Origin of the sequence: Corynebacterium sp. KPL2680, assembly GCF_040225675.1 — a bacterium.
GTDB classification, from domain to species: Bacteria; Actinomycetota; Actinomycetes; order Mycobacteriales; family Mycobacteriaceae; genus Corynebacterium; species Corynebacterium rhinophilum.
Map to the genome: position 1 here is coordinate 19,107 of NZ_JBEHFM010000009.1, position 18,805 is coordinate 37,911.

At 57.5% G+C, this 18,805-nt stretch carries 17 protein-coding genes; 3 read left to right on the forward strand and 14 right to left on the reverse strand.

Annotated features, from left to right (window positions below):
* Window positions 1–15: 15 nt before the first annotated feature.
* From pheS to uvrA, 8 genes are all read right to left on the reverse strand, one after another.
* Window positions 16–1,062 (reverse strand): phenylalanine--tRNA ligase subunit alpha, encoded by a 1,047-nt coding sequence (pheS, locus tag ABRP66_RS05980; RefSeq protein ID WP_284770492.1) that lies wholly within the window; start codon window positions 1,060–1,062, stop codon window positions 16–18.
* Window positions 1,063–1,182: 120 nt separating this feature from the next.
* Window positions 1,183–1,989, reverse strand: coding sequence for a TrmH family RNA methyltransferase (locus tag ABRP66_RS05985; RefSeq protein ID WP_284850232.1), 807 nt, complete (start codon window positions 1,987–1,989; stop codon window positions 1,183–1,185).
* A 194-nt stretch (window positions 1,990–2,183) separates the two neighbouring features.
* Window positions 2,184–2,495 (reverse strand): TM2 domain-containing protein, encoded by a 312-nt coding sequence (locus ABRP66_RS05990; protein WP_349838449.1) that lies wholly within the window; start codon window positions 2,493–2,495, stop codon window positions 2,184–2,186.
* Between the two features lie 164 nt (window positions 2,496–2,659).
* A complete protein-coding gene (gene rplT / locus ABRP66_RS05995; protein ID WP_349838450.1) occupies window positions 2,660–3,043 on the reverse strand; it encodes a 50S ribosomal protein L20 in 384 nt (127 codons plus the stop codon).
* Window positions 3,044–3,099: 56 nt separating this feature from the next.
* Complete coding sequence (rpmI, locus tag ABRP66_RS06000; RefSeq protein ID WP_239269865.1) at window positions 3,100–3,294, reverse strand: 50S ribosomal protein L35; 195 nt, start codon at window positions 3,292–3,294, stop codon at window positions 3,100–3,102.
* A gap of 35 nt (window positions 3,295–3,329) precedes the next feature.
* Window positions 3,330–3,851: a translation initiation factor IF-3 gene (gene infC / locus ABRP66_RS06005; RefSeq protein ID WP_081443661.1), complete on the reverse strand. Its 522-nt coding sequence runs from the start codon at window positions 3,849–3,851 to the stop codon at window positions 3,330–3,332.
* Between the two features lie 271 nt (window positions 3,852–4,122).
* Window positions 4,123–4,959, reverse strand: a complete 837-nt coding sequence (locus ABRP66_RS06010) for a serine hydrolase (protein WP_284796584.1) — start codon at window positions 4,957–4,959, stop codon at window positions 4,123–4,125.
* An 83-nt stretch (window positions 4,960–5,042) separates the two neighbouring features.
* Window positions 5,043–7,883, reverse strand: a complete 2,841-nt coding sequence (gene uvrA / locus ABRP66_RS06015; RefSeq protein WP_284796585.1) for an excinuclease ABC subunit UvrA — start codon at window positions 7,881–7,883, stop codon at window positions 5,043–5,045.
* A 64-nt stretch (window positions 7,884–7,947) separates the two neighbouring features.
* Between uvrA and ABRP66_RS06020 the strand changes: the two genes are divergently transcribed.
* The 3 genes from ABRP66_RS06020 (at window position 7,948) to ABRP66_RS06030 (ending at window position 12,046) form a co-directional block, all read left to right on the forward strand.
* On the forward strand, window positions 7,948–8,550 hold the full coding sequence (locus ABRP66_RS06020) for an MBL fold metallo-hydrolase (protein ID WP_349838451.1): 603 nt from the start codon (window positions 7,948–7,950) through the stop codon (window positions 8,548–8,550).
* 77 nt (window positions 8,551–8,627) lie between these two features.
* On the forward strand, window positions 8,628–9,644 hold the full coding sequence (locus tag ABRP66_RS06025) for a DoxX family protein (protein WP_284796588.1): 1,017 nt from the start codon (window positions 8,628–8,630) through the stop codon (window positions 9,642–9,644).
* Between the two features lie 98 nt (window positions 9,645–9,742).
* The gene (locus ABRP66_RS06030) at window positions 9,743–12,046 is read left to right on the forward strand and encodes a HelD family protein (RefSeq protein WP_502879908.1); all 2,304 of its coding nucleotides are present in this window, start codon (window positions 9,743–9,745) and stop codon (window positions 12,044–12,046) included.
* A gap of 74 nt (window positions 12,047–12,120) precedes the next feature.
* On the opposite strand, the gene ABRP66_RS06035 is transcribed toward ABRP66_RS06030, so the two are convergent.
* The 6 genes from ABRP66_RS06035 to ABRP66_RS06060 form a co-directional block, all read right to left on the reverse strand.
* Window positions 12,121–12,561 (reverse strand): universal stress protein, encoded by a 441-nt coding sequence (locus ABRP66_RS06035; RefSeq protein WP_349838453.1) that lies wholly within the window; start codon window positions 12,559–12,561, stop codon window positions 12,121–12,123.
* Window positions 12,562–12,644: 83 nt separating this feature from the next.
* Window positions 12,645–13,097 (reverse strand): universal stress protein, encoded by a 453-nt coding sequence (locus ABRP66_RS06040; RefSeq protein WP_349838454.1) that lies wholly within the window; start codon window positions 13,095–13,097, stop codon window positions 12,645–12,647.
* A gap of 150 nt (window positions 13,098–13,247) precedes the next feature.
* Window positions 13,248–15,341 (reverse strand): excinuclease ABC subunit UvrB, encoded by a 2,094-nt coding sequence (gene uvrB, locus ABRP66_RS06045; protein WP_349838455.1) that lies wholly within the window; start codon window positions 15,339–15,341, stop codon window positions 13,248–13,250.
* 39 nt (window positions 15,342–15,380) lie between these two features.
* Window positions 15,381–15,743 (reverse strand): DUF4259 domain-containing protein, encoded by a 363-nt coding sequence (locus tag ABRP66_RS06050; protein ID WP_284770502.1) that lies wholly within the window; start codon window positions 15,741–15,743, stop codon window positions 15,381–15,383.
* Window positions 15,744–15,818: 75 nt separating this feature from the next.
* The gene (coaE, locus tag ABRP66_RS06055) at window positions 15,819–16,421 is read right to left on the reverse strand and encodes a dephospho-CoA kinase (protein WP_349838456.1); all 603 of its coding nucleotides are present in this window, start codon (window positions 16,419–16,421) and stop codon (window positions 15,819–15,821) included.
* 74 nt (window positions 16,422–16,495) lie between these two features.
* Window positions 16,496–18,544, reverse strand: coding sequence for a glucose PTS transporter subunit IIA (locus ABRP66_RS06060; RefSeq protein WP_349838457.1), 2,049 nt, complete (start codon window positions 18,542–18,544; stop codon window positions 16,496–16,498).
* Between the last annotated feature and the right edge of the window lie 261 nt (window positions 18,545–18,805).

Here is an 18,805-nt window from a genome sequence, read left to right on the forward strand (position 1 = left end):
TATCCTTTCTGGGTTTTAAGCCTGTACGCCAAAGGGCAGGGTGAATCGGACATCGCCTTCAACCATGTCGCGCATATCGGTCAGTCCATTGCGGAATTGCAGGGTGCGCTCTAGGCCCATGCCGAAGGCAAAACCCGTATATTCTTCCGGATCAACACCTACCGCGCGCAGCACGTTGGGATTGACCATTCCGCAACCGCCCCATTCGATCCAGCCGGCGCCGCCCTTTTTATTGGGGAACCAGACATCTACCTCGGCAGAAGGCTCCGTAAAGGGGAAATAATTAACGCGCATGCGCGTCGTGGTTTCGGGGCCGAAGAGCACCTTGGCCAAGTGCTCGAGCGTTCCGCGCAGGTGAGCCATGGTCAGGCCCTTATCCACGGCGAGGCCCTCCACCTGGTGGAATACCGGGGTGTGAGTAGCGTCCAGCTCGTCCGTACGGAAAACGCGCCCCGGGCAGGCGATGTACAGGGGCACATCGCGCTCGAGCATCGTGCGCACCTGAACAGGCGAGGTGTGCGTGCGCAGAACCTGCTTGGAGCCTTCCTTGCCCACATGGAACGTATCCTGCAGGGTGCGCGCTGGGTGATCCGGCTTGAAGTTCAGGGCATCGAAGTTAAAGTACTCTGCTTCGATTTCTGGACCATCGGCGATTTCCCACCCCATGCCAACGAAAATATCGGCGATGCGCTCCGATAAGGAGGTAATGGGGTGCAGTGCACCTGTTTGCGCTCGAGTCGTAGGAATCGTCACGTCGACGGTTTCGGCCTTTAGCTGGGCCTCGCGCGCCTGCTGCTCCAATTCCTCCTTGACCTGCGCAAAACGCTTTTCCATCTTGCCGCGGGCCATATTCACGGCCTTGCCGGCGGATTTGCGCTGATCCTTAGGGATTTGGCCGAGGGATTGGCGGGCTTGCGGGATATACCCGTTATCGCCTAAGTGCTCGCGGCGGGCAGCGGTGAGATCCTCTAGCGTCTCTGCTGCTTCGAAGGCTGCGATAGCCTTATCGGCCGCGGCCCCGAGGGCCTGTTCGGTCAATTCGATCTGCGGTGTATCGGACACGTACTTCGTACCTTCTTCTCGCGCGAAAACTAACGCGTGCAATCTTACTCTGTCACCGGGACACGGACAGCCCCAGGGACCCCTTTTTCATTCTCTACCGCGACCAAGCGCGCATGCGGCCTAGTCGTGGTCCTGTGCCTTGGCGGACTCGTACAAACAAATGCTGGCCGCAGTGGCAAGGTTGAGTGACTCCGCGCGCCCCCGCAGCGGGATACGTACCCGCATATCGGCCTCTTCAAGCAGCTCGCCCAGTCCGTGGGCTTCATTGCCAAAGAGCCAGGCGGTGGGTTGGGTGAGGTCGGCATCGGCAAGCTCTACTTCCCCATCCGCGGCCGTGGCGACAATTTGCATGCCAGACCGGCGCAGCTGCCCCAGTACGTCTTTGATATTTGGATCGCGCGCGACCGGGACGTGGAATAGGGAGCCGGCCGAAGCGCGGGCGACCTTGCTACCTAAGGGATCCACGGTCTCGCCAGCGAAAATGACGCCATCAGCGCCCATCGCATCCGAAGTCCTAATCAACGTCCCCGCGTTCCCGGGCTCCGAGGTAAGCACCGGCACCGAAATCAAATTCGGTTTACCATTGAGAATCTTTCCTGCAGACCACAAGACCGAGGAACTGCACAGGGCAAAAATTCCCGTAGTTGTCGCGGTATCGGCCAGGTGCTTTGCGGCCTTATCTGTAATGGGGTGGACGTAGACATCCATATACCCACAGGCCGTGACGATGTCCGCGAAGCGTTCCGCGGCCTTTTCCGTCACGAATACATCCGTGGCCGCACCCGTAGACACCGCAGCGTCCACGGCATTTTCGCCCTCAATAATGAACTGCTTCGCCTTCTTGCGGTTAGCAGCGCGGTGCAATTTCGCCGCGTTGACGATGCGCGGAGTGCGTTCAGTAAAGGCGGAGTCAAAGTCTAAATTCATAGGCTCTACCCTACCTTGGCCCCATTACGGCACGTTTCGCACCTTAGACATGACAAAGCCCCGCCAGAAATCCGGCAGGGCCTTGGCGCAATCGATTATTTCTGAAGGGGAACTCCGCGCGCGTCCTTGTCATAATCACCCGCACCAAGAAGAATCATGAAGAACTCAACGAGTACCCAGATTCCCAGCACGGCCTAGAAGAGGATGCCCAACAGGAACCAGAAGGTAAACCAGCCGATGATATTGAGCGATAACTGCACAATGGCATAGGTGGTGCGGCCGGTGTAGAAGTTATGCGCACCGACGCTGCCCAAGAAGAAGCACAGGAGCAAGGTAGCAACCCAAGACTTCTGGTTACCTGCAGCTACATATTGTTGCTGCGGATAGCCCTGCGGCGCATAACCACCGGATTGGAAATCCTGGGAGTAATACGGCTGATTCTGGCCAGGGAATTGGTTGGAACCAGAGTTTCCTTCTGGTTGCTCACGGTTATACGGGCTCGTCATAGCTTGGCGGTCTCCTTGCGAATACTGGCTTAATAGACTCATTAATCTAGCACACAGCGTGCACGACTTTGGCGAGCATCAGGCGTTGAGATAGCACGAAACCCACCCCACGCCGGGGATTAACCGGTGATGGAGTGGGCAAGCAGCTATGTAGCTGAGAAGGCTTACGCAGCCTTCGGTGCGTTGACGTCCTCAGGCAGGGCAGCCTTGGCGGTCTCGCACAGTGCGGAGAAAGCCTCGAAGTCGTTGACGGCGAGCTCGGCGAGGATCTTGCGGTCTACCTCGATCTCAGCCAAGCGCAGGCCGTGGATGAGGCGGTTGTAGGTGATGTCGTTCATGCGGGCAGCAGCGTTGATGCGCTGGATCCACAGCTTTCGGAACTCAGACTTACGCGCACGACGGTCGCGGTAAGCGTAAGTCATAGAGTGCAGCCACTGTTCCTTGGCCTTACGGTACAGGCGGGAACGCTGGCCACGGTAGCCCTTGGCGGACTTCAGGACCGCGCGACGCTTCTTCTTTGCGTTAACTGAGCGCTTTACTCGTGCCACAGTAATACTTCCTTAAATTCTGATTGAGATGATGGATGTGGGTTGATTGGGCGCTTTTAGGCGCGACCGAGCAGGCGCTTGACGCGCTTGGTGTCTGGCTGGGAGACGGACTCGGTGCCCTTGAGGCGACGGGTGCGCTTGGAAGGCTTGCCCTCCAGCAAGTGGCGGCGGTTTGCTTGCTCGCGGCGCAGCTTGCCGGAACCGGTCACCTTGATGCGCTTTGCGGTGCCCTTGTGGGTCTTCTGCTTCATGAGTATAAGTCCTTAAATCCTACGTGGAATATGGTTTACTTTTTGCCCTTACGAACCGGACCCAAAACCATGGTCATATTGCGACCATCCTGCTTGGGGCGGGACTCAACTACGCCAACCTCAGCGACGTCATCGGCCAACCGCTCCAAAAGCCGGAAACCCAGCTCCGGTCGCGATTGCTCGCGGCCGCGGAACATGATGGTCACCTTGACCTTGGATCCCTTTTCCAGGAAGCGAACTACGTTACTCTTCTTGGTCTCATAATCGTGATCGTCGATCTTCGGACGGAACTTCTGTTCCTTCACCACGGTCTGCTGCTGGTTCTTACGAGATTCGCGAGCCTTTTGGGCCTGCTCATACTTGAACTTGCCGTAGTCCATGATTTTGGCAACTGGGGGCTTAGCCTTAGGAGCTACCTCGACCAAATCCAGGTCAGCTTCATAGGCAAGCTTGCGGGCATCATCGGTGCGGACGATACCCACCTGTTCACCACCGGGGCCGACAAGACGGACCTCGGGTACTCGGATACGCTCATTAATGCGAGCTTCAGCGCTGATTGTGGTTCTCCTCGATTAGGGGTTTTGGGTAATGAGTTCACCTACCGTGGACCACAAACGAATCTAACCCGGTCTGCCAAAGACAGCCGGGAGATCTCACAGAGCCAGACACGGACGTCTGGTTACCTTTACCGTTATCCAACGAACTTTAAGTCCGCGGCATCGGGTGGGAGAATCTCCGCTTGTGACCCAGGTTCCTGCAAAAGGTACCTTGGGCGGTAGTGGATCTGACACTAGCAGCCCGCTACCACTTAAAGCAAACCGCAGAATACTAGGCATCCTCGCAGGTGGAATCGGGCTCTAGTTTCCCATCCTCAATGGCTTTGTCGATGACCTTGAGGACGTCATCGGCAAGATCATCGATCGCGGCGGAGCCACTTTCATAATCCTCGCCTTCGACGATGACGCTTAGGGCTACTCCTACCCTTTTGCCGTCCTTTTCATGCACGCCGAATTGGCGGAATGTGTAGTCATCGCTATTTTCATCGAGCCCCCAGCCGCTCTTTGCCCGGGTGCTTGCACGTTTGGATAGGCCAACGCTTTGCCATTCCACAATGTCATTTAATACCTCATGGACGTATTCGGCTTCCTTGATGCAGGGCAATTGCGCGCCGAAATTCGCCTGCTCCTGCAATGGCCAGGTGGAGTAGCCAAAAGCGTCAGCTTCAATGGAGGCCTTCGAGTCGTGCTCACGCAAGAGCTTTTCCACCGCCTCCGAGGCCACGCCTTCTTCCCACTGCACCTGCGACCACAATGCGTACGCGGCATCATTATCGGATTCTTTGATGGCCAGATCCACCAAGGACGGATCGGCGCCGTCTTGCAGCGCCGTAATGGCAATGGGCACTTTGATGGTGGACCAAGCCGGTCCATCGCCTGTGTCTCCCGCAGAAATTTTTTCTTCGCCGGCGGAGATGGCCACTCCGACCTGGGCGTCATAGTCCTTGGACAACGACTCAACGGCGCGACCCAGATCTTTGGTGAGCGCCGCATCGGCTTTAGCGCTCACGCTTGCCGATGCCCCTTCCCCCGCCGTATCCGCCACCTGCTCGGGGGACGAGCACGCCGCCACGGCAGCAAGCGATACCGTCGCGAGTATCGCTCCCATTCTCCGCCGTAGATTCATTCCTCACAGACTAGCCCATGTTTTGAAAAGGAGACAATTTTTCGCAGAAACTATCTCCTTAGTTTTTAGGGCAACATTTCCTTGAGGTAGCCGCCAGTATAGGAACCTTCTACCTGTGCAACTTTTTCCGGAGTACCCTGCGCGACCACGGTGCCGCCACCGGCACCGCCTTCTGGGCCCATATCCACAATCCAGTCTGCAGCCTTGATGACATCGAGGTTGTGCTCAATGATAAGCACGGAATTACCCTTATCTACCAAGCCTTGAATCACCAGCATTAACCGGCGAATATCCTCAAAGTGCAGACCGGTTGTCGGCTCATCCAGGATATAGATGGTGCGGCCATTGGTGCGCTTTTGTAGCTCCGAGGCAAGCTTCACGCGCTGGGCCTCACCGCCGGACAACGTGGTGGCGGCTTGGCCGAGGCGGACGTAGCCCAAGCCGACATCGACAAGCGTGGCCAAGTAGCGGTGGATGGACGTAATGGGCTCAAAGAAGTCCGCTGCCTCTGAGATGGGCATATCCAGCACTTCCGCGATGTTTTTGCCCTTGTAGTGGACCTCCAGGGTTTCGCGGTTATAGCGCGCGCCCTCGCAGACCTCACACGGGACATAGACATCCGGCAGGAAGTTCATCTCGATCTTGATGGTGCCATCGCCCTGGCAGGCCTCGCAGCGGCCGCCTTTAACGTTGAAGGAAAATCGCCCGGCCTTGTAGCCGCGCACCTTTGCCTCTTGGGTCTCCGCAAAAAGATTGCGAATCTTATCAAAGACGCCGGTATAGGTAGCCGGGTTGGAACGCGGTGTGCGACCAATCGGGCTTTGATCCACCTGCACCAACTTATCTAGGTGCTCGATGCCCTCCACACGCTTGGCACGCCCAGGAACCTGCCGGGCGCGGTTCAAGTTATTAGCCAGGGTCTTGGCCAGGATCTCATTGACCACGGTGGATTTGCCGGACCCGGATACACCGGTAATGCACACCAGCACGCCGAGCGGAATCTCGACATTAATCCCCTTGAGGTTATTTTCCCGTGCGCCGACTACCTTCAGGGTGCGATCTTTATCGATTTCACGGCGGTGATCAGGAACAGCCAGCACCTTGGAACCAGACAGGTACTGCCCCGTCAAGGACTCCTCTACCTTCTCCACGCCGGCGGGCTCGCCTTGGTAGACCACTTCGCCGCCGTATTCGCCGGCGCGCGGGCCCACATCCACCAGCCAATCGGACGAGCGGATGGTGTCTTCATCGTGTTCGACCACGATGAGCGTATTGCCAATATCGCGCAGGCGCTGCAGGGTTGAGATCAGGCGGTGGTTATCGCGCTGGTGCAAACCAATGGATGGCTCGTCCAAGACGTACAAAACGCCTGCCAGCCCGGATCCAATCTGCGTGGCCAGGCGGATGCGCTGGGCCTCGCCGCCGGACAGGGTCGAAGCACCGCGGTCCAGGGTGAGGTAATTAAGCCCCACGTCCAATAAGAAACGCAAGCGGGCCTGGGTTTCCTTCAGCACCGCTCCCGCGATAATTTCCTCACGGTGCCCCAAGACGAGCGAATCCAAAAACTCTGAGGCATCCTCGATAGACAGGGCGCTTAGCCCCGCGATGGACTGCTCACCATGCGAGGTCGACGCCAAGCGCACGGCGAGGATTTCCGGCTTCAGGCGCGTTCCCTTACACGTGCTACACGGCACCCGGCGGGTGTATTGCAGCAGGCGATCCTTTTGGGACTGCGAATCCGTGGTATCCAATTTGCGGTGTAGGAAGCCTACTGCGCCCTCAAAGGGCGCGGTCCAATTGCGCTGGCGGCCATAACGGTTCTTATATCGCACTCGCACTTCGGTTTCGGTACCGTAAATCAACGCATCGCGCTGCTCCGCCGTCAGCTCGCTGACCGGGGTCTGTGGATCAAAGCCCATGGCTTTGCCCAAACCTTCCACGAGTTTCACGAAGTACCGGGAGTTCGGGCTGGAATGCCACGGCTGCACGGCATCGACGGCAGGGGCGTCCGGATCCGGAATGAGCAGGTCTACATCCACTTCGAGCTTGGTGCCCAGGCCATCGCAGACCGGGCAGGAGCCAAAGGGTGCGTTAAAGGAAAAGGCGCGCGGCTCGTACTCCTCGATGGTCAGTGCATGGCCATTGGGGCAGGCCGCCTTTTCGGAATAGGTATGCGTGAGTTCCTCTTTATCAACGAACTCGATGGTGACGAGGCCATCGGCAAGCCGCAAAGCCGTTTCCACGGAATCGGTCAAGCGCTGCTTCTGGGAGGCTTTGACCTGCAACCGGTCCACTACCACCTCAATGGTGTGCTTAACCTGCTTCTTCAGCTTCGGCGGATCGCTTAATTGGTGGGTCTCACCATCCACACGCACGCGGGAGTAGCCCTGCGCCGAAAGATCTTGGAAGAGGTCAACAAACTCGCCCTTACGCTTGCGCGCTACCGGGGCGAGCACCTGGAACTTCAGCTTTTCTTCCTGCTCCAGTACTGCATCAACGATCTGCTGCGGCGTCTGGCGCTCGATGACGGCATCGCACTTGGGGCAGTGCGGAGTGCCAGCGCGTGAGAAGAGCAGGCGGAGGTAATCGTAAATTTCCGTAATCGTGCCCACGGTAGAGCGCGGGTTGTGGTTCGTGGATTTCTGATCGATGGACACCGCCGGCGATAGGCCACCGATGTATTCCACGTTGGGTTTATCCATCTGGCCCAAAAACATCCGGGCATAAGAGCTCAACGATTCCACGTAGCGGCGTTGGCCCTCCGCGAAGATGGTATCGAAGGCCAGCGAGGACTTACCGGAGCCCGAAAGCCCAGTAAACACCACCATTTTATCGCGCGGAATATCGATATCCACGCCCTTGAGATTGTGTTCCCGTGCGCCTCGCACAATCAATCGTTCTGCCACTGCGCTCCAGCCTCCACATCATAGATTTTAATCTCCCCTTGAATGTACCCGTAAGCTGGAACGTATGACTAACGAGCTACATCTTCATCAAATCTCCGTTTCGGAGATGGACAATAACTGCTACCTGCTCACCGCCGGGAATCAAGGCTTGCTTGTCGATGCCGCCGATAACGCCCCCGCCATCCTCGACATGGCGCGCGAGGCAGGCGTTGACATCACCGCTGTTCTCACCACGCACCGCCACTGGGATCACGTGCGTGCGCTCGGCGAGGTTTTGGAGGCCACCAACGCAAAACACTACGCCTCCTTTATTGATTCCCCCGCCATTCCAGAAGACGTGGACGTTGAGCTGCGCGAGGGCGATTCCATCGAGTTTGCCGGCATGAAATTGCCGATCATCATCCTGCGCGGCCATACCCCCGGCGGCGTCGCGCTCGTGGCCACCGTTGACGGTGTCACGAACCTCTTTGTGGGAGATTCCGTATTCCCCGGTGGCTTGGGCCGAACGACCTCTGAAGGCGACTTCGTGCGGCTATATAAGGACGTCACCAAGCTCGTCTTCGAGGAGTTCCCAGATAACGCCATCATCCGCCCGGGGCATGGCAAGCCCACCACCTTGGGGGAAGAACGCCCCAAGTTGGGTGATTGGTGGGAGCGCCGTTGGTGATCTAGGCGGCTATTTCAGCGTATAATGGTCAATCACACGATTGGTCTAGAACAACGAGCTAAGGAGCTTAAAGGACTATGATTCGCAAGTTTGCCCGCCCCATGCTGGCATCGGTATTTGTATGGGAAGGTGTAGACGACCTGCGCAATGCCTCGGAGCACACCAAGGAAACCGAAGGCTTCCTCAAGACCCTGCGCAAGTTCGTCCCCTCCGGTTACAAGAACCTGATTCCCAATGATCCGGAACTAGCTACCCGCGCCCTCGGCGGCGCAAAGATCGGTGCAGGTACCACCTTGGCTCTGGGCAAGGCACCACGCACCTCCGCAGCCGTGCTGGCTGCCGCTACCCTGCCCAACTTGGTGGGCAAGAATAACTTCTGGGCCGCAGATAATAAGAAGGACAAGGAAGACCGTCGCAACGGCTTCATTACCAACACCGCCCTGCTCGGCGCACTCTTTATCACCACCCAGGACACCGAGGGCAAGCCATCCCTGCGCTGGCGCGCGCAGAAGGCCGGTGAGCGCACGAATAAGAAGATTCAGCAGGCGCTGCCCACCAAGTCTGAGTCCCAGGAAAAGCGCGAGGAGCTTTCCGCTCGCGCCAACGAGCTGTCCAACAAGGCCGGCGACTGGTTCAATGAAACCTCTCAGAAGGCGCAGGCCTATGTGGATGACAACAAGGATGACTGGCAGTCCACCGGTCGCGGCCTTCTCGATACCGCAAAGTCCTATGTCGATGACGCCAAGGACTACGTCGATGACAACAAGGAAGACTGGCAGGATTCCGGCCGCGACTTCTTGGACAACGCGAAGTCCTTCATCGAGGACTCCGTAGATAGCGCCAAGTCCTACGTTGATGACAACAAGAAGGACTGGCTGAAGTCCGCTGAGTCCAACGCTAAGACCGCCCGCAAGGGTGCCGTCAAGGCCGCGAACAAGGCACAGAAGCGCGCCGATGATGCTGCATCGAAGCTCGACAAGGCAGACTCCAAGCGCGCTGCTAAGAAGGCTTCCAAGCAGGCAGATAAGCTGCAAAAGAAGGCTAATAAGAAGATCGAAGCCGCTATCAAGAAGATTGAAAAGCGCGCTAAGTAATTCGCCTTATCCCTCGCACACGGCCCAGCCCTTACGCTGGGCCGTTGTTCTTTGTCACGGCAAGGTCTAAACTCGAACCTCCCCTACACGGCACGCGGATGCGTGTCCACCCCATATTTTCGTGTTTCATTCTGAGGAGTCTTGTGAACTCTGCACCGAAGAATTCTCCAGCCACTCATTCTCCCGCTAACGCATCTTCATCCCGCCGCGCGGATAACGCTGGAATTTCCGGCATCGAAGCCGAGCAGAACTATGTCGATGGCCTTTTTGACCGCCTCGATGATGAGGTGGCCGCGGCTAATGCACGCTTGAACGAAGTCCAGGCCGAGGTCGACCCTGCAACCCCCGATGCCGATGCCCTAGTGCGCCGCGAGACGGAATACCACGGCCTCCAGGCCAAGTTGGATCGCCTGAACGTGGCGCAAATGGGGCTCGTTTTTGGCCGTATCGATATCGATGCTCCCGGCGATAACCCAACTGATGAGGGACTGGACCGCCGCTATATCGGCCGCATGGGTTTGGATGCGCGCGAAGAAAACTATCGCACCCTCCTTCTGGATTGGCGCGCCCCCATGGCCCGCCCCTTTTATCTCGCCACTACCGCACAGCCTGAAGGTGTACACACGCGCCGCCAGATCCGTATGTCCGGCCGCACGGTCACTGATGTCAATGACGAGGCATTAAACGGCCCAGGCGTGCGCGAGGAGGAAACGGGCGTGGCGAGCGAGTCTGCCCTGTACTTTGCCATGCAACGCGCCCGCACGGGACACATGACGTCCATCGTGGAAACCATTCAGCGCGAGCAGGACGAAATCATCCGGGATAATACCCGCGGCGTGATGGTGGTAGAAGGCGGTCCCGGCACCGGCAAGACTGCCGTCGCGCTGCACCGCGTTGCCTACCTGCTCTATACCCACCGCGAACTGCTATCTTCCACCGGTGTACTCATCGTTGGACCCAATACTAATTTTTTGGACTATATTTCCCGCGTCCTGCCAGAACTCGGTGAAACCGGCGTCGTGCTCTCCACCATCGGTGGGCTATTCCCCGGCATTACACCCACCCATACCGAGGGTCTTGTGGGCCGCGAAATTAAAGGCAGCGAGGCCATGGCGGAAATCCTGAGCGCTGCAGTCAAGGATTATCAGCAGGTGCCGAATGAGGCTCGGGACATCACCGTGGATGGCCTGACCCTGACCATCACTCCATCCATGGTGAAGAAGGCGCGCACCCGCGCCCGCCGCTCACGCAAGCCGCATAACCAGGCGCGCGAGGCATTCATCGAGCACTTCGTGGAGGACCTGGCACAGGAGATGGCCACCAAGGTTGGCACCGATCCGCTGGGCGGGGAAAACCTCTTAAGCCGCGCGGATGTGGACCAATTCCACGACGATCTTGCCATTGATGAGTCCGTGGTCAGCTGCATCGATGATTTTTGGCCCCAGCTTGATCCCTCTGAGGTCCTCGCCGCCTTGTTGTCGTCCCGCGAGCTCATTGCCTCAGCTGCCCGTGGCTACGATGAGGAGACCCAAGCCGCCTTGTACCGCGCAGATGGCTACGGTTGGACCGATTCCGATGCTGCCCTATTGGATGAGTTGGCCGTCCTCATCGGGCTGCCCAGTCCTGAGGAGAAGAAGGCGGCCAAAGACACCGAGTGGCGCGAGCAGATCGCGGATGCAGAAGATGCGTTGGATATCCTGTCATCTTCTGAATCCACCGATAACGACGATGACATGTTTGAGGCGGAAATTCTCTCGGCGCACGACGTGATCGACGCGGAAACCCTAGCGCAGCGCCAAGAGGTGCGGGATACGCGCACCACCGCGCAGCGTGCCCGGGAGGATCACACGTGGGCCTTTGGCCACATCATCGTGGACGAAGCGCAAGAACTTACCCCGATGGAATGGCGGATGCTCTTCCGCCGCTGCCCGTCGCGCTGGATGACGCTGGTGGGCGATACCTCGCAGACCGGTTCCCCGGCCGGCGTGGATGACTGGGGCGAGGCCTTGGAGCCGTTCATCGCCCAGCGCTTCCGCCACCACCTCCTTACCGTCAACTACCGCACACCTGAGCCCATTACCGAGCTTGCTAATGGCCTATTGGCCTCCATTAATCCGGATGCCACCCCTGCCATTGCTATTCGCGATGGTGTGCCGGTGCGTCGGCTTGACGATGCCGACTTCAGCCCCGGCGTCACCACCGAGGACGATGGGCGCCTGACCGCAATCATTGACGCCACGAACGCCGAATCCGTCAAGGGCCTCGAGTTCGACCACGTAATCGTGCTTAACCCGCGCGAGATTGTTGATGCTTCCCCGCAGGGGCTGCAGAATTTATACGTCTGCATCACCCGGGCCACGCAAACGCTGACCCTGGTAGGAGATACTGGGGATGTGATTTAGCCAGTTAGGATCACAAAACCCACCGCGCGACTCCAGAAAAGGACTCGCTGCGGTGGGTAAGGCGAAAGCCTAGATTAGTTGACGGTGTGAACGATCATGACGTCACAGTCGGACTGGCGCGCCACATCAGCCGGCACCGAGCCAAGCAAACGGCCGGTCAGGGAATTAATACCGCGGTTACCAACGATGAGCAGGTCTGCATCATTGTCGTTGACAATGGACATGAGGGCTTGTACCGGCGTGCCAGGGCGGACTGCGGTTTCCACCTTGGAAACCCCGTGCTTTTCCGCTTCTTGCCTACCCGCCTGCAGGTTAGCTTCAGCCTTCTCATCACCGAGAATAGTGACGGAATCCTGGCGCAAGGTCTTCGAGGCCTGCTCTTGATTCTCGTAGTAAGCACAACCGACGATCAGCGTGGCATCGAATGCAGCGGCAATCTTGGCTGCTCGCTCCACGGCGAGGAGGGAGGACTTGGAACCGTCAGTACCGACAACAATCGTGCTGTAGTCGCTCATGATGACCTTTCTTTGTGGGTGTGTACCCTATCTATTCTAGTGTGCCAACTTGGCGTTACTGCAAGTGTAACAATGAAAAATGATTAACGTTTTGCACTCGTGTTGACCACCACGACATCCACCTTGGATTTATGGGTAAGTTCAGTAGGCACTGAACCAAAAACGCGTCCGCGCACGGAATTGACGCCGCGATTGCCCACGACCAAGAGCTCAACGTCGTATTTCTCCGTAACCTCAATTAAGGCGTTGACAGGGTCACCGGGGGTAGTGACAACCTCAATATTTTCCGCGCCTTCGGACTCGGCAATCCGCTGCGCATTCGTGAGGTAAGTATTCGCCATTTCCTCGCTGACCACCGGTAGCCGGGATCCTTCCCCGCTGGGGGCACCGAGCATGGAGCCTGAATGATTATAGGCTGCGGAGACGATGATGAGCTTGGCGTCATATGCCCGTGCCATTGATGCCGCCGAACGCACTGCGCGCAGGGAAGTTTCGGAGCCATCGGTACCGACGGCAATGGTGTGATACGTAAGCATGATTCTCCTTGCTGGTGAATTACTAGGTCGGCACATTGAACCGGCTTATTAAGCCGCCCCCAGTATAGTCAGGACGCTGAATCAATAGGCCCAAGGTTGCAGAGGTGCGCACTTTAGGGGGAAAGCGTTATTGGGCCCCTGCGCGTATTGCTAGATTCCGGCGTCTTTCAGGCCGCGCAATTCCTTCTTCAAATCCGCAATCTCATCGCGCAGCCGCCCGGCCAGTTCGAACTTCAGCTCGCGCGCGGCAGCGCCCATCTGTGCCTGCAGGTCATTGATGAGCGCCTCAACCTCATCGGTGGCCATGCTGGAGACATCGCGCTTTTCCACCACCGCCGAAGGACCCGACTCGGCTACCTCTTCCCCATTGTTTTCGTAGACCTGATCCAAAATATCGGCGATCTTCTTGCGCAAAGGCTGCGGATCCACGCCGTGTTCCTTGTTATAGGCAATCTGCTTCTCGCGGCGGCGCTCTGTTTCATCGATGGCTTCCTGCATCGAGTCAGTGATTTTATCCGCATACATGATGACCTCGCCCGATACGTTACGCGCAGCGCGGCCAATGGTTTGGATGAGCGACGTCGTCGAGCGCAAGAAGCCTTCCTTATCCGCATCGAGGATGGCCACAAGCGAGACCTCGGGCAAGTCCAAGCCCTCGCGCAAGAGGTTAATGCCCACGAGCACGTCGAATTCACCCTGGCGCAATTGACGCAGGAGTTCCACGCGCTGCAGCGTATCGATATCCGAGTGCAGGTAGCGGACCTTAATCCCCTGCTCCAAGAGATAATCCGTCAGGTCTTCTGCCATGCGCTTGGTCAAGGTGGTGACCAATACGCGCTCCTGAGAGGCAATGCGACCACGGACCTCATCAATAAGGTCGTCGATCTGGCCCTTGGTGGGCTTCACCGTCACCTTAGGATCGACCAGACCGGTCGGGCGAATGACCTGCTCGACAAACTCGCCGCCGGAGGAGGTCATTTCGAAATCACCCGGCGTAGCAGACATGTAGACGGTCTGGCCGACGCGCTCCTCAAACTCGTCGAAGGTCAGTGGCCGGTTGTCCACCGCGGAAGGCAGGCGGAAGCCGAATTCCACCAAGTTTCGCTTGCGCGACATATCGCCTTCGTACATTCCGCCAATCTGCGGCACGGTCACGTGGGACTCATCGATGATGGTAAGAAAGTCCTCCGGGAAATAGTCCAAGAGCGTAGCTGGCGCAGACCCTGCCGGGCGGCCATCCACGTGGCGGGAGTAGTTCTCAATGCCGGAACAAAATCCCACTTGCTCGATCATCTCTAGGTCATATTCCGTGCGCATGCGCAGCCGCTGCGCTTCCAAGAGTTTGCCCCGGTTTTCTAGATCTTCTAGGCGCTCAGCCAATTCTTCCTTGATATCGGCCACGGCCTTTTCCATGCGCTCTGGGCCGGCCACATAGTGCGTGGCGGGGAAAATGCGCACTTCATCGACCTGCTCGATAACATCACCTGTCACCGGGTGGATATAGTACAGCGAGTCAATATCATCACCGAAGAACTCAATGCGCACCGCGCGCTCTTCATACGCCGGAATGATATCGACCGTGTCACCCTTAACGCGGAAGGTACCGCGGGTAAAGCCCACATCATTGCGCTCGTATTGGATATCTACCAACAGCCGGAGGAAACGGTCCCTATCGAGTTCCTCATCAACGGCAATAATGACCGAGCGATCCAAATAGGATTGCGGGGTACCAAGGCCGTAGATGCACGAGACCGAAGAGACCACCACAACATCGCGCCGCGAGAGCAGTCCAGAGGTGGCCGAGTGGCGCAGGCGCTCTACATCCTCATTGATGGAGGAGTCTTTTTCAATATAAGTATCGGTCTGCGCGATATAGGCTTCTGGCTGGTAGTAATCGTAATAAGAGACGAAATATTCCACCGCGTTATTGGGCAATAATTGGCGCAGCTCATTGGCCAACTGTGCGGCCAAGGTTTTATTGGGAGCCATCACTAGCGTGGGCCGCTGCTGTTTTTCAATCAGCCACGCGGCCGTCGCGGATTTACCAGTACCGGTGGCACCCATGAGCACCACGTCGCGCTCGTCGCGGTTGAGGCGCTCATCAAGTTCCTTGATGGCCGCAGGCTGGTCACCGGCGGGTTCATATTCAGAAACGACTTGAAACTTGCCGGGGGTGCGTTCTACCTCACCGACAACGCGGTGTTCAGAATTTGGAATAAGGGGATGTTCAGCAGCAAAAGCCATGCCCGCTATTCTACTGCTTATACGCTCCTGCTAGCCATTTCACGGCAGCGCGGCCTGGGCGGTGTGTAGCCATTGGTCGAGCTCCCCTGTCGGTTCCCATAGCGCGTAGACAGACGAGGAATCAGAGCGCATCGCTTGGTTGATGCGTCGGCGCAGCCACGCCTTAGATTGCGGGGTATATAGGGACGCCAAATCCCGAGGGGCTACGCCGTCTGGCAGGCCATCGGCAGGCAGCTTCGTCAGCGCACCTAATGCGATAACCGCTTCGGCTTCATCGGAATCGAGGACTCCAGTGCCGCACGAGCGCTGAAAGTGCCGGAGATCAAAAGAACCATCCCGCAGGCTATCGAGTATGTCTCGCGCCGCGTGATTATCGAATGGTCCAGTGCCCCAAGTTCCCACGCTCAAATAGTCTAGGGGCCAAAAGTAAACGTTAATAGGAAAATACGTTAACGCTACTTACCCAAAAGGTTAAGGTTAAGAAGACGCCGCCTCGATCTCATCGCAGACTGCTGCGGCGCGCTCGGCCAATTGTTCCTGCGTGCCGTTATTGTCAATGACATGGCTTGCTGCCGCGAGCCGCTTCTCATCAGAAATCTGGGCGTTAATCCTTTTGCGCGCGTCTGCTTCATCGAGTCCGCGGAACTCCACGAGGCGACGCACCCGCTCTTGCGGAGCCACATCAACGACGATGACAAAGTCCATATCCCCGTCGAGCCCATTATCAACGAGCAGCGGCATGTCATAGACCGTAAAATCAACGCCCTCTTCGCGCGCGGCGGCAAATTGCCGCTGGGTCTCTTCTTGGATACGCGGGTGCGTAATCGAATTAAGAAGATCGGTGTGTTCCCTATCCACAAACGCGCGGCGGGCAAGTTCCTTGCGGTCGAGGCAGCCGTCTTCCTGCAAGATGTCCTCACCGAACTTCTCCGCAAGCTCGGCCAAGGCTGGTTGCCCAAGCTTGACGATGTCCCGGGCAATGCGATCTGCGTCCACAACCCGCCAGCCGCGCTGGGCGCACAGCTTCGCTACCGTAGATTTCCCGCTGCCGATTCCCCCGGTTAATCCGATTAGCTTCATAAGATACCAGGGTACGCGAAAAGGAGCCCGGCACGACTGCCTAGGCTCCTTGCTGCGGAAATTACGAGTGCCTATTAGGACTCAATTTCCTCTTCCGGCTTTGGATGAACCTGCAAGAGTTCATCGCTTGGGGTGACCGCACCAATAGCGCCGCTCACGGAACCAAATTTCTTGGCGTTGGTGACAACGACCGGGGTAATCAGGTTGTAGTTCTTGGACTTGATGAAGTCTGCGTCAAAGCTGATGAGCTTATCGCCAGCGGACACGCGCTGCTTCTTTTCCACGTGGACATCAAAGCCCTCGCCGCCGAGTTCCACGGTGTCCAGGCCAACGTGGATGAGCAGCTGTACGCCGTTATCCAGGTTCAGACCGATCGCGTGGCCGGACTTTTGGACGGTGAGCACGGTGCCATCGGCAGGCGCATAGACGGTATTGCCGGTTGGCTTCACTGCAGCGCCTGGCCCAAGCTTCGCGCCGGCGAAGATGGGATCCGGTACCTCGGACAGGTCCACGGCCTCGCCCTCCAAGGGAGAGTCCAACTTGATGGTTGCCTGTTCTGCCTCCTTGGTGGCGATCCCGGTGGCGGAGGCAACCCCCGCAGCCTGTGGATTCTCAGAACCATCGGACTCATCATCGGATCCTCCGATGATGCGGGACTCGGAGCGGCTAGCAACCTCTTCGACACTCTCGTTATTTTCTCGGGCGATGCGTTCAAGATCGGCCTGCTTTTCCTCTGCAGTGCGGTAGCCAAACAGCAGCGTGAGGAAGAAGGAGGTGAAGAATGCCACGGCGATGCCGATGATGTAGCCCAGCTCCGGGGACATGGCTGGAGTGGTCAAGATGGAGGTGAAGACGAAGGCATTAGCGCGGACATCGAAAAGCCCCATCACTGCACCACCCACGGCACAACCTGGCAGCAGGCGGTAGTAGGTGCGGCGGAAGCGGAGCAATATGCCGTAGAGAGACGGCTCCGAAATACCGCCGAGCATGCCGGCTGCAAAGGCACCGACGGAGACCTGGCGCATGGAGTTGTTCTTTTCCCTCATGGAGATGACCATCACGGCGCCGGTGACGCCGAAGCAAGCAAAGTTCCACGCACCCATGGGGCCCTGAATGAAGTCGTAGCCGTAGGTCGTGATGTTTTGAATCATGATCACGTTGAGCGGCCAGTGCAGGCCCATGGGCACCAGGAATGGGTACAGCAGCGGAATGACAATGGCCAAGATGAACGGCGAGAAATCATTAATTTGGAACAGTACCCAAGAGATACCGTTGCCCACGCCGATGCCGAATGGACCGAGCAGGAAGGCCGTTGCCGGAATCATGATGAGCAGGGAGAAGAACGGCACGAAGACCATGTGCACGGCGCTCGGGATGATCTTCTTCAAGCCCTTTTCCACCCAGAACAGGCCGATAGCGGCCAAGATCGGGGGGAATACCTGGGAGCCGTAAGAGTTAATCACCAGCGGCAGGCCGAATACATTCACGGTATCGCCCTGTTCACCCAGGGACATAAACTCCGGTGTCAGAAGCGCGGCAGGAATGGCTGCCGAGACCCACATATTCGCACCCAGCTTCTGCGCGGCGGTGGCACCCACCATCACCGGCAAGAAGTAGAAGACCGATTGGAACATCGCGTGGGCCAAGCGGAAGCCCTCAGGCTGCTCCTCCATCGGCGCGCGGAAGTCTTGAATGCCAACGGTATCTGCCAGTACCAGCAGCGTGATAATGAGGGAGGCGCCAAGCAGCGCCCACAGAATCGGGCGGAAGGTATCAGAGAGGAACTCGAAGCAATAGTCGATCCAGTCGTACTTTCCGCGCACGCCGTCGTAGTTTTTCTTTGATGAGGAGGATTCCTCATCAGCGGGACTTACCCCGGGGTCTTTGATGATTTCGCCGTAGTAGTTAGCCACGCCGCCACCCATGACCACTTGGTAACCATGCGAACCCTGCGTGACGGATCCGAGAACGGCCGTATCACTTTCCAGCTTTTCCTGATCTACTTTCCCCACATCAGCGAGTTGAAAGCGCAGGCGCGTCGCGCAGTGCGTCAGCGATGTGATGTTATCGGCGCCGCCTAGGCTTTCAATGATGTGTGTGGAAGTGTCCTTCACAGATGCCACTTCATACTCCTTGCATAAAGACAAAACAATAGTCAGTACTCAACTGGCTATTACGTCACAATTGGATTATAAGTGAGAGGCAACACAAACAAAAGCCCAATTTAGTGGTCTTAAGTGGGGATAGTTGTCTTTTTTGCAGGCGCCATCGCTTTACCGCAGGTCAAGAACCCGCAAACGAAAAATGACGGGCAATCGTTTACATATACTGTCATAAAACTCACAAAGCCGCGCCCTATCTCCCCTAAAGGAGAAGGACGCGGC

What these genes read in the sequence shown, in the direction of transcription:
- uvrB (WP_349838455.1), bottom strand. Translation starts at nt 15,341, where the DNA reads ATGGCTTTTGCTGCTGAACATCCCCTTATTCCAAATTCTGAACACCGC.
- ABRP66_RS06020 (WP_349838451.1), top strand. Translation starts at nt 7,948, where the DNA reads ATGACTAACGAGCTACATCTTCATCAAATCTCCGTTTCGGAGATGGAC.
- ABRP66_RS06025 (WP_284796588.1), top strand. Translation starts at nt 8,628, where the DNA reads ATGATTCGCAAGTTTGCCCGCCCCATGCTGGCATCGGTATTTGTATGG.
- ABRP66_RS05985 (WP_284850232.1), bottom strand. Translation starts at nt 1,989, where the DNA reads ATGAATTTAGACTTTGACTCCGCCTTTACTGAACGCACTCCGCGCATC.
- ABRP66_RS05990 (WP_349838449.1), bottom strand. Translation starts at nt 2,495, where the DNA reads ATGACGAGCCCGTATAACCGTGAGCAACCAGAAGGAAACTCTGGTTCC.
- coaE (WP_349838456.1), bottom strand. Translation starts at nt 16,421, where the DNA reads ATGAAGCTAATCGGATTAACCGGGGGAATCGGCAGCGGGAAATCTACG.
- rpmI (WP_239269865.1), bottom strand. Translation starts at nt 3,294, where the DNA reads ATGAAGCAGAAGACCCACAAGGGCACCGCAAAGCGCATCAAGGTGACC.
- ABRP66_RS06030 (WP_502879908.1), top strand. Translation starts at nt 9,743, where the DNA reads ATGCGTGTCCACCCCATATTTTCGTGTTTCATTCTGAGGAGTCTTGTG.
- ABRP66_RS06035 (WP_349838453.1), bottom strand. Translation starts at nt 12,561, where the DNA reads ATGAGCGACTACAGCACGATTGTTGTCGGTACTGACGGTTCCAAGTCC.
- ABRP66_RS06010 (WP_284796584.1), bottom strand. Translation starts at nt 4,959, where the DNA reads ATGGGAGCGATACTCGCGACGGTATCGCTTGCTGCCGTGGCGGCGTGC.
- ABRP66_RS06040 (WP_349838454.1), bottom strand. Translation starts at nt 13,097, where the DNA reads ATGCTTACGTATCACACCATTGCCGTCGGTACCGATGGCTCCGAAACT.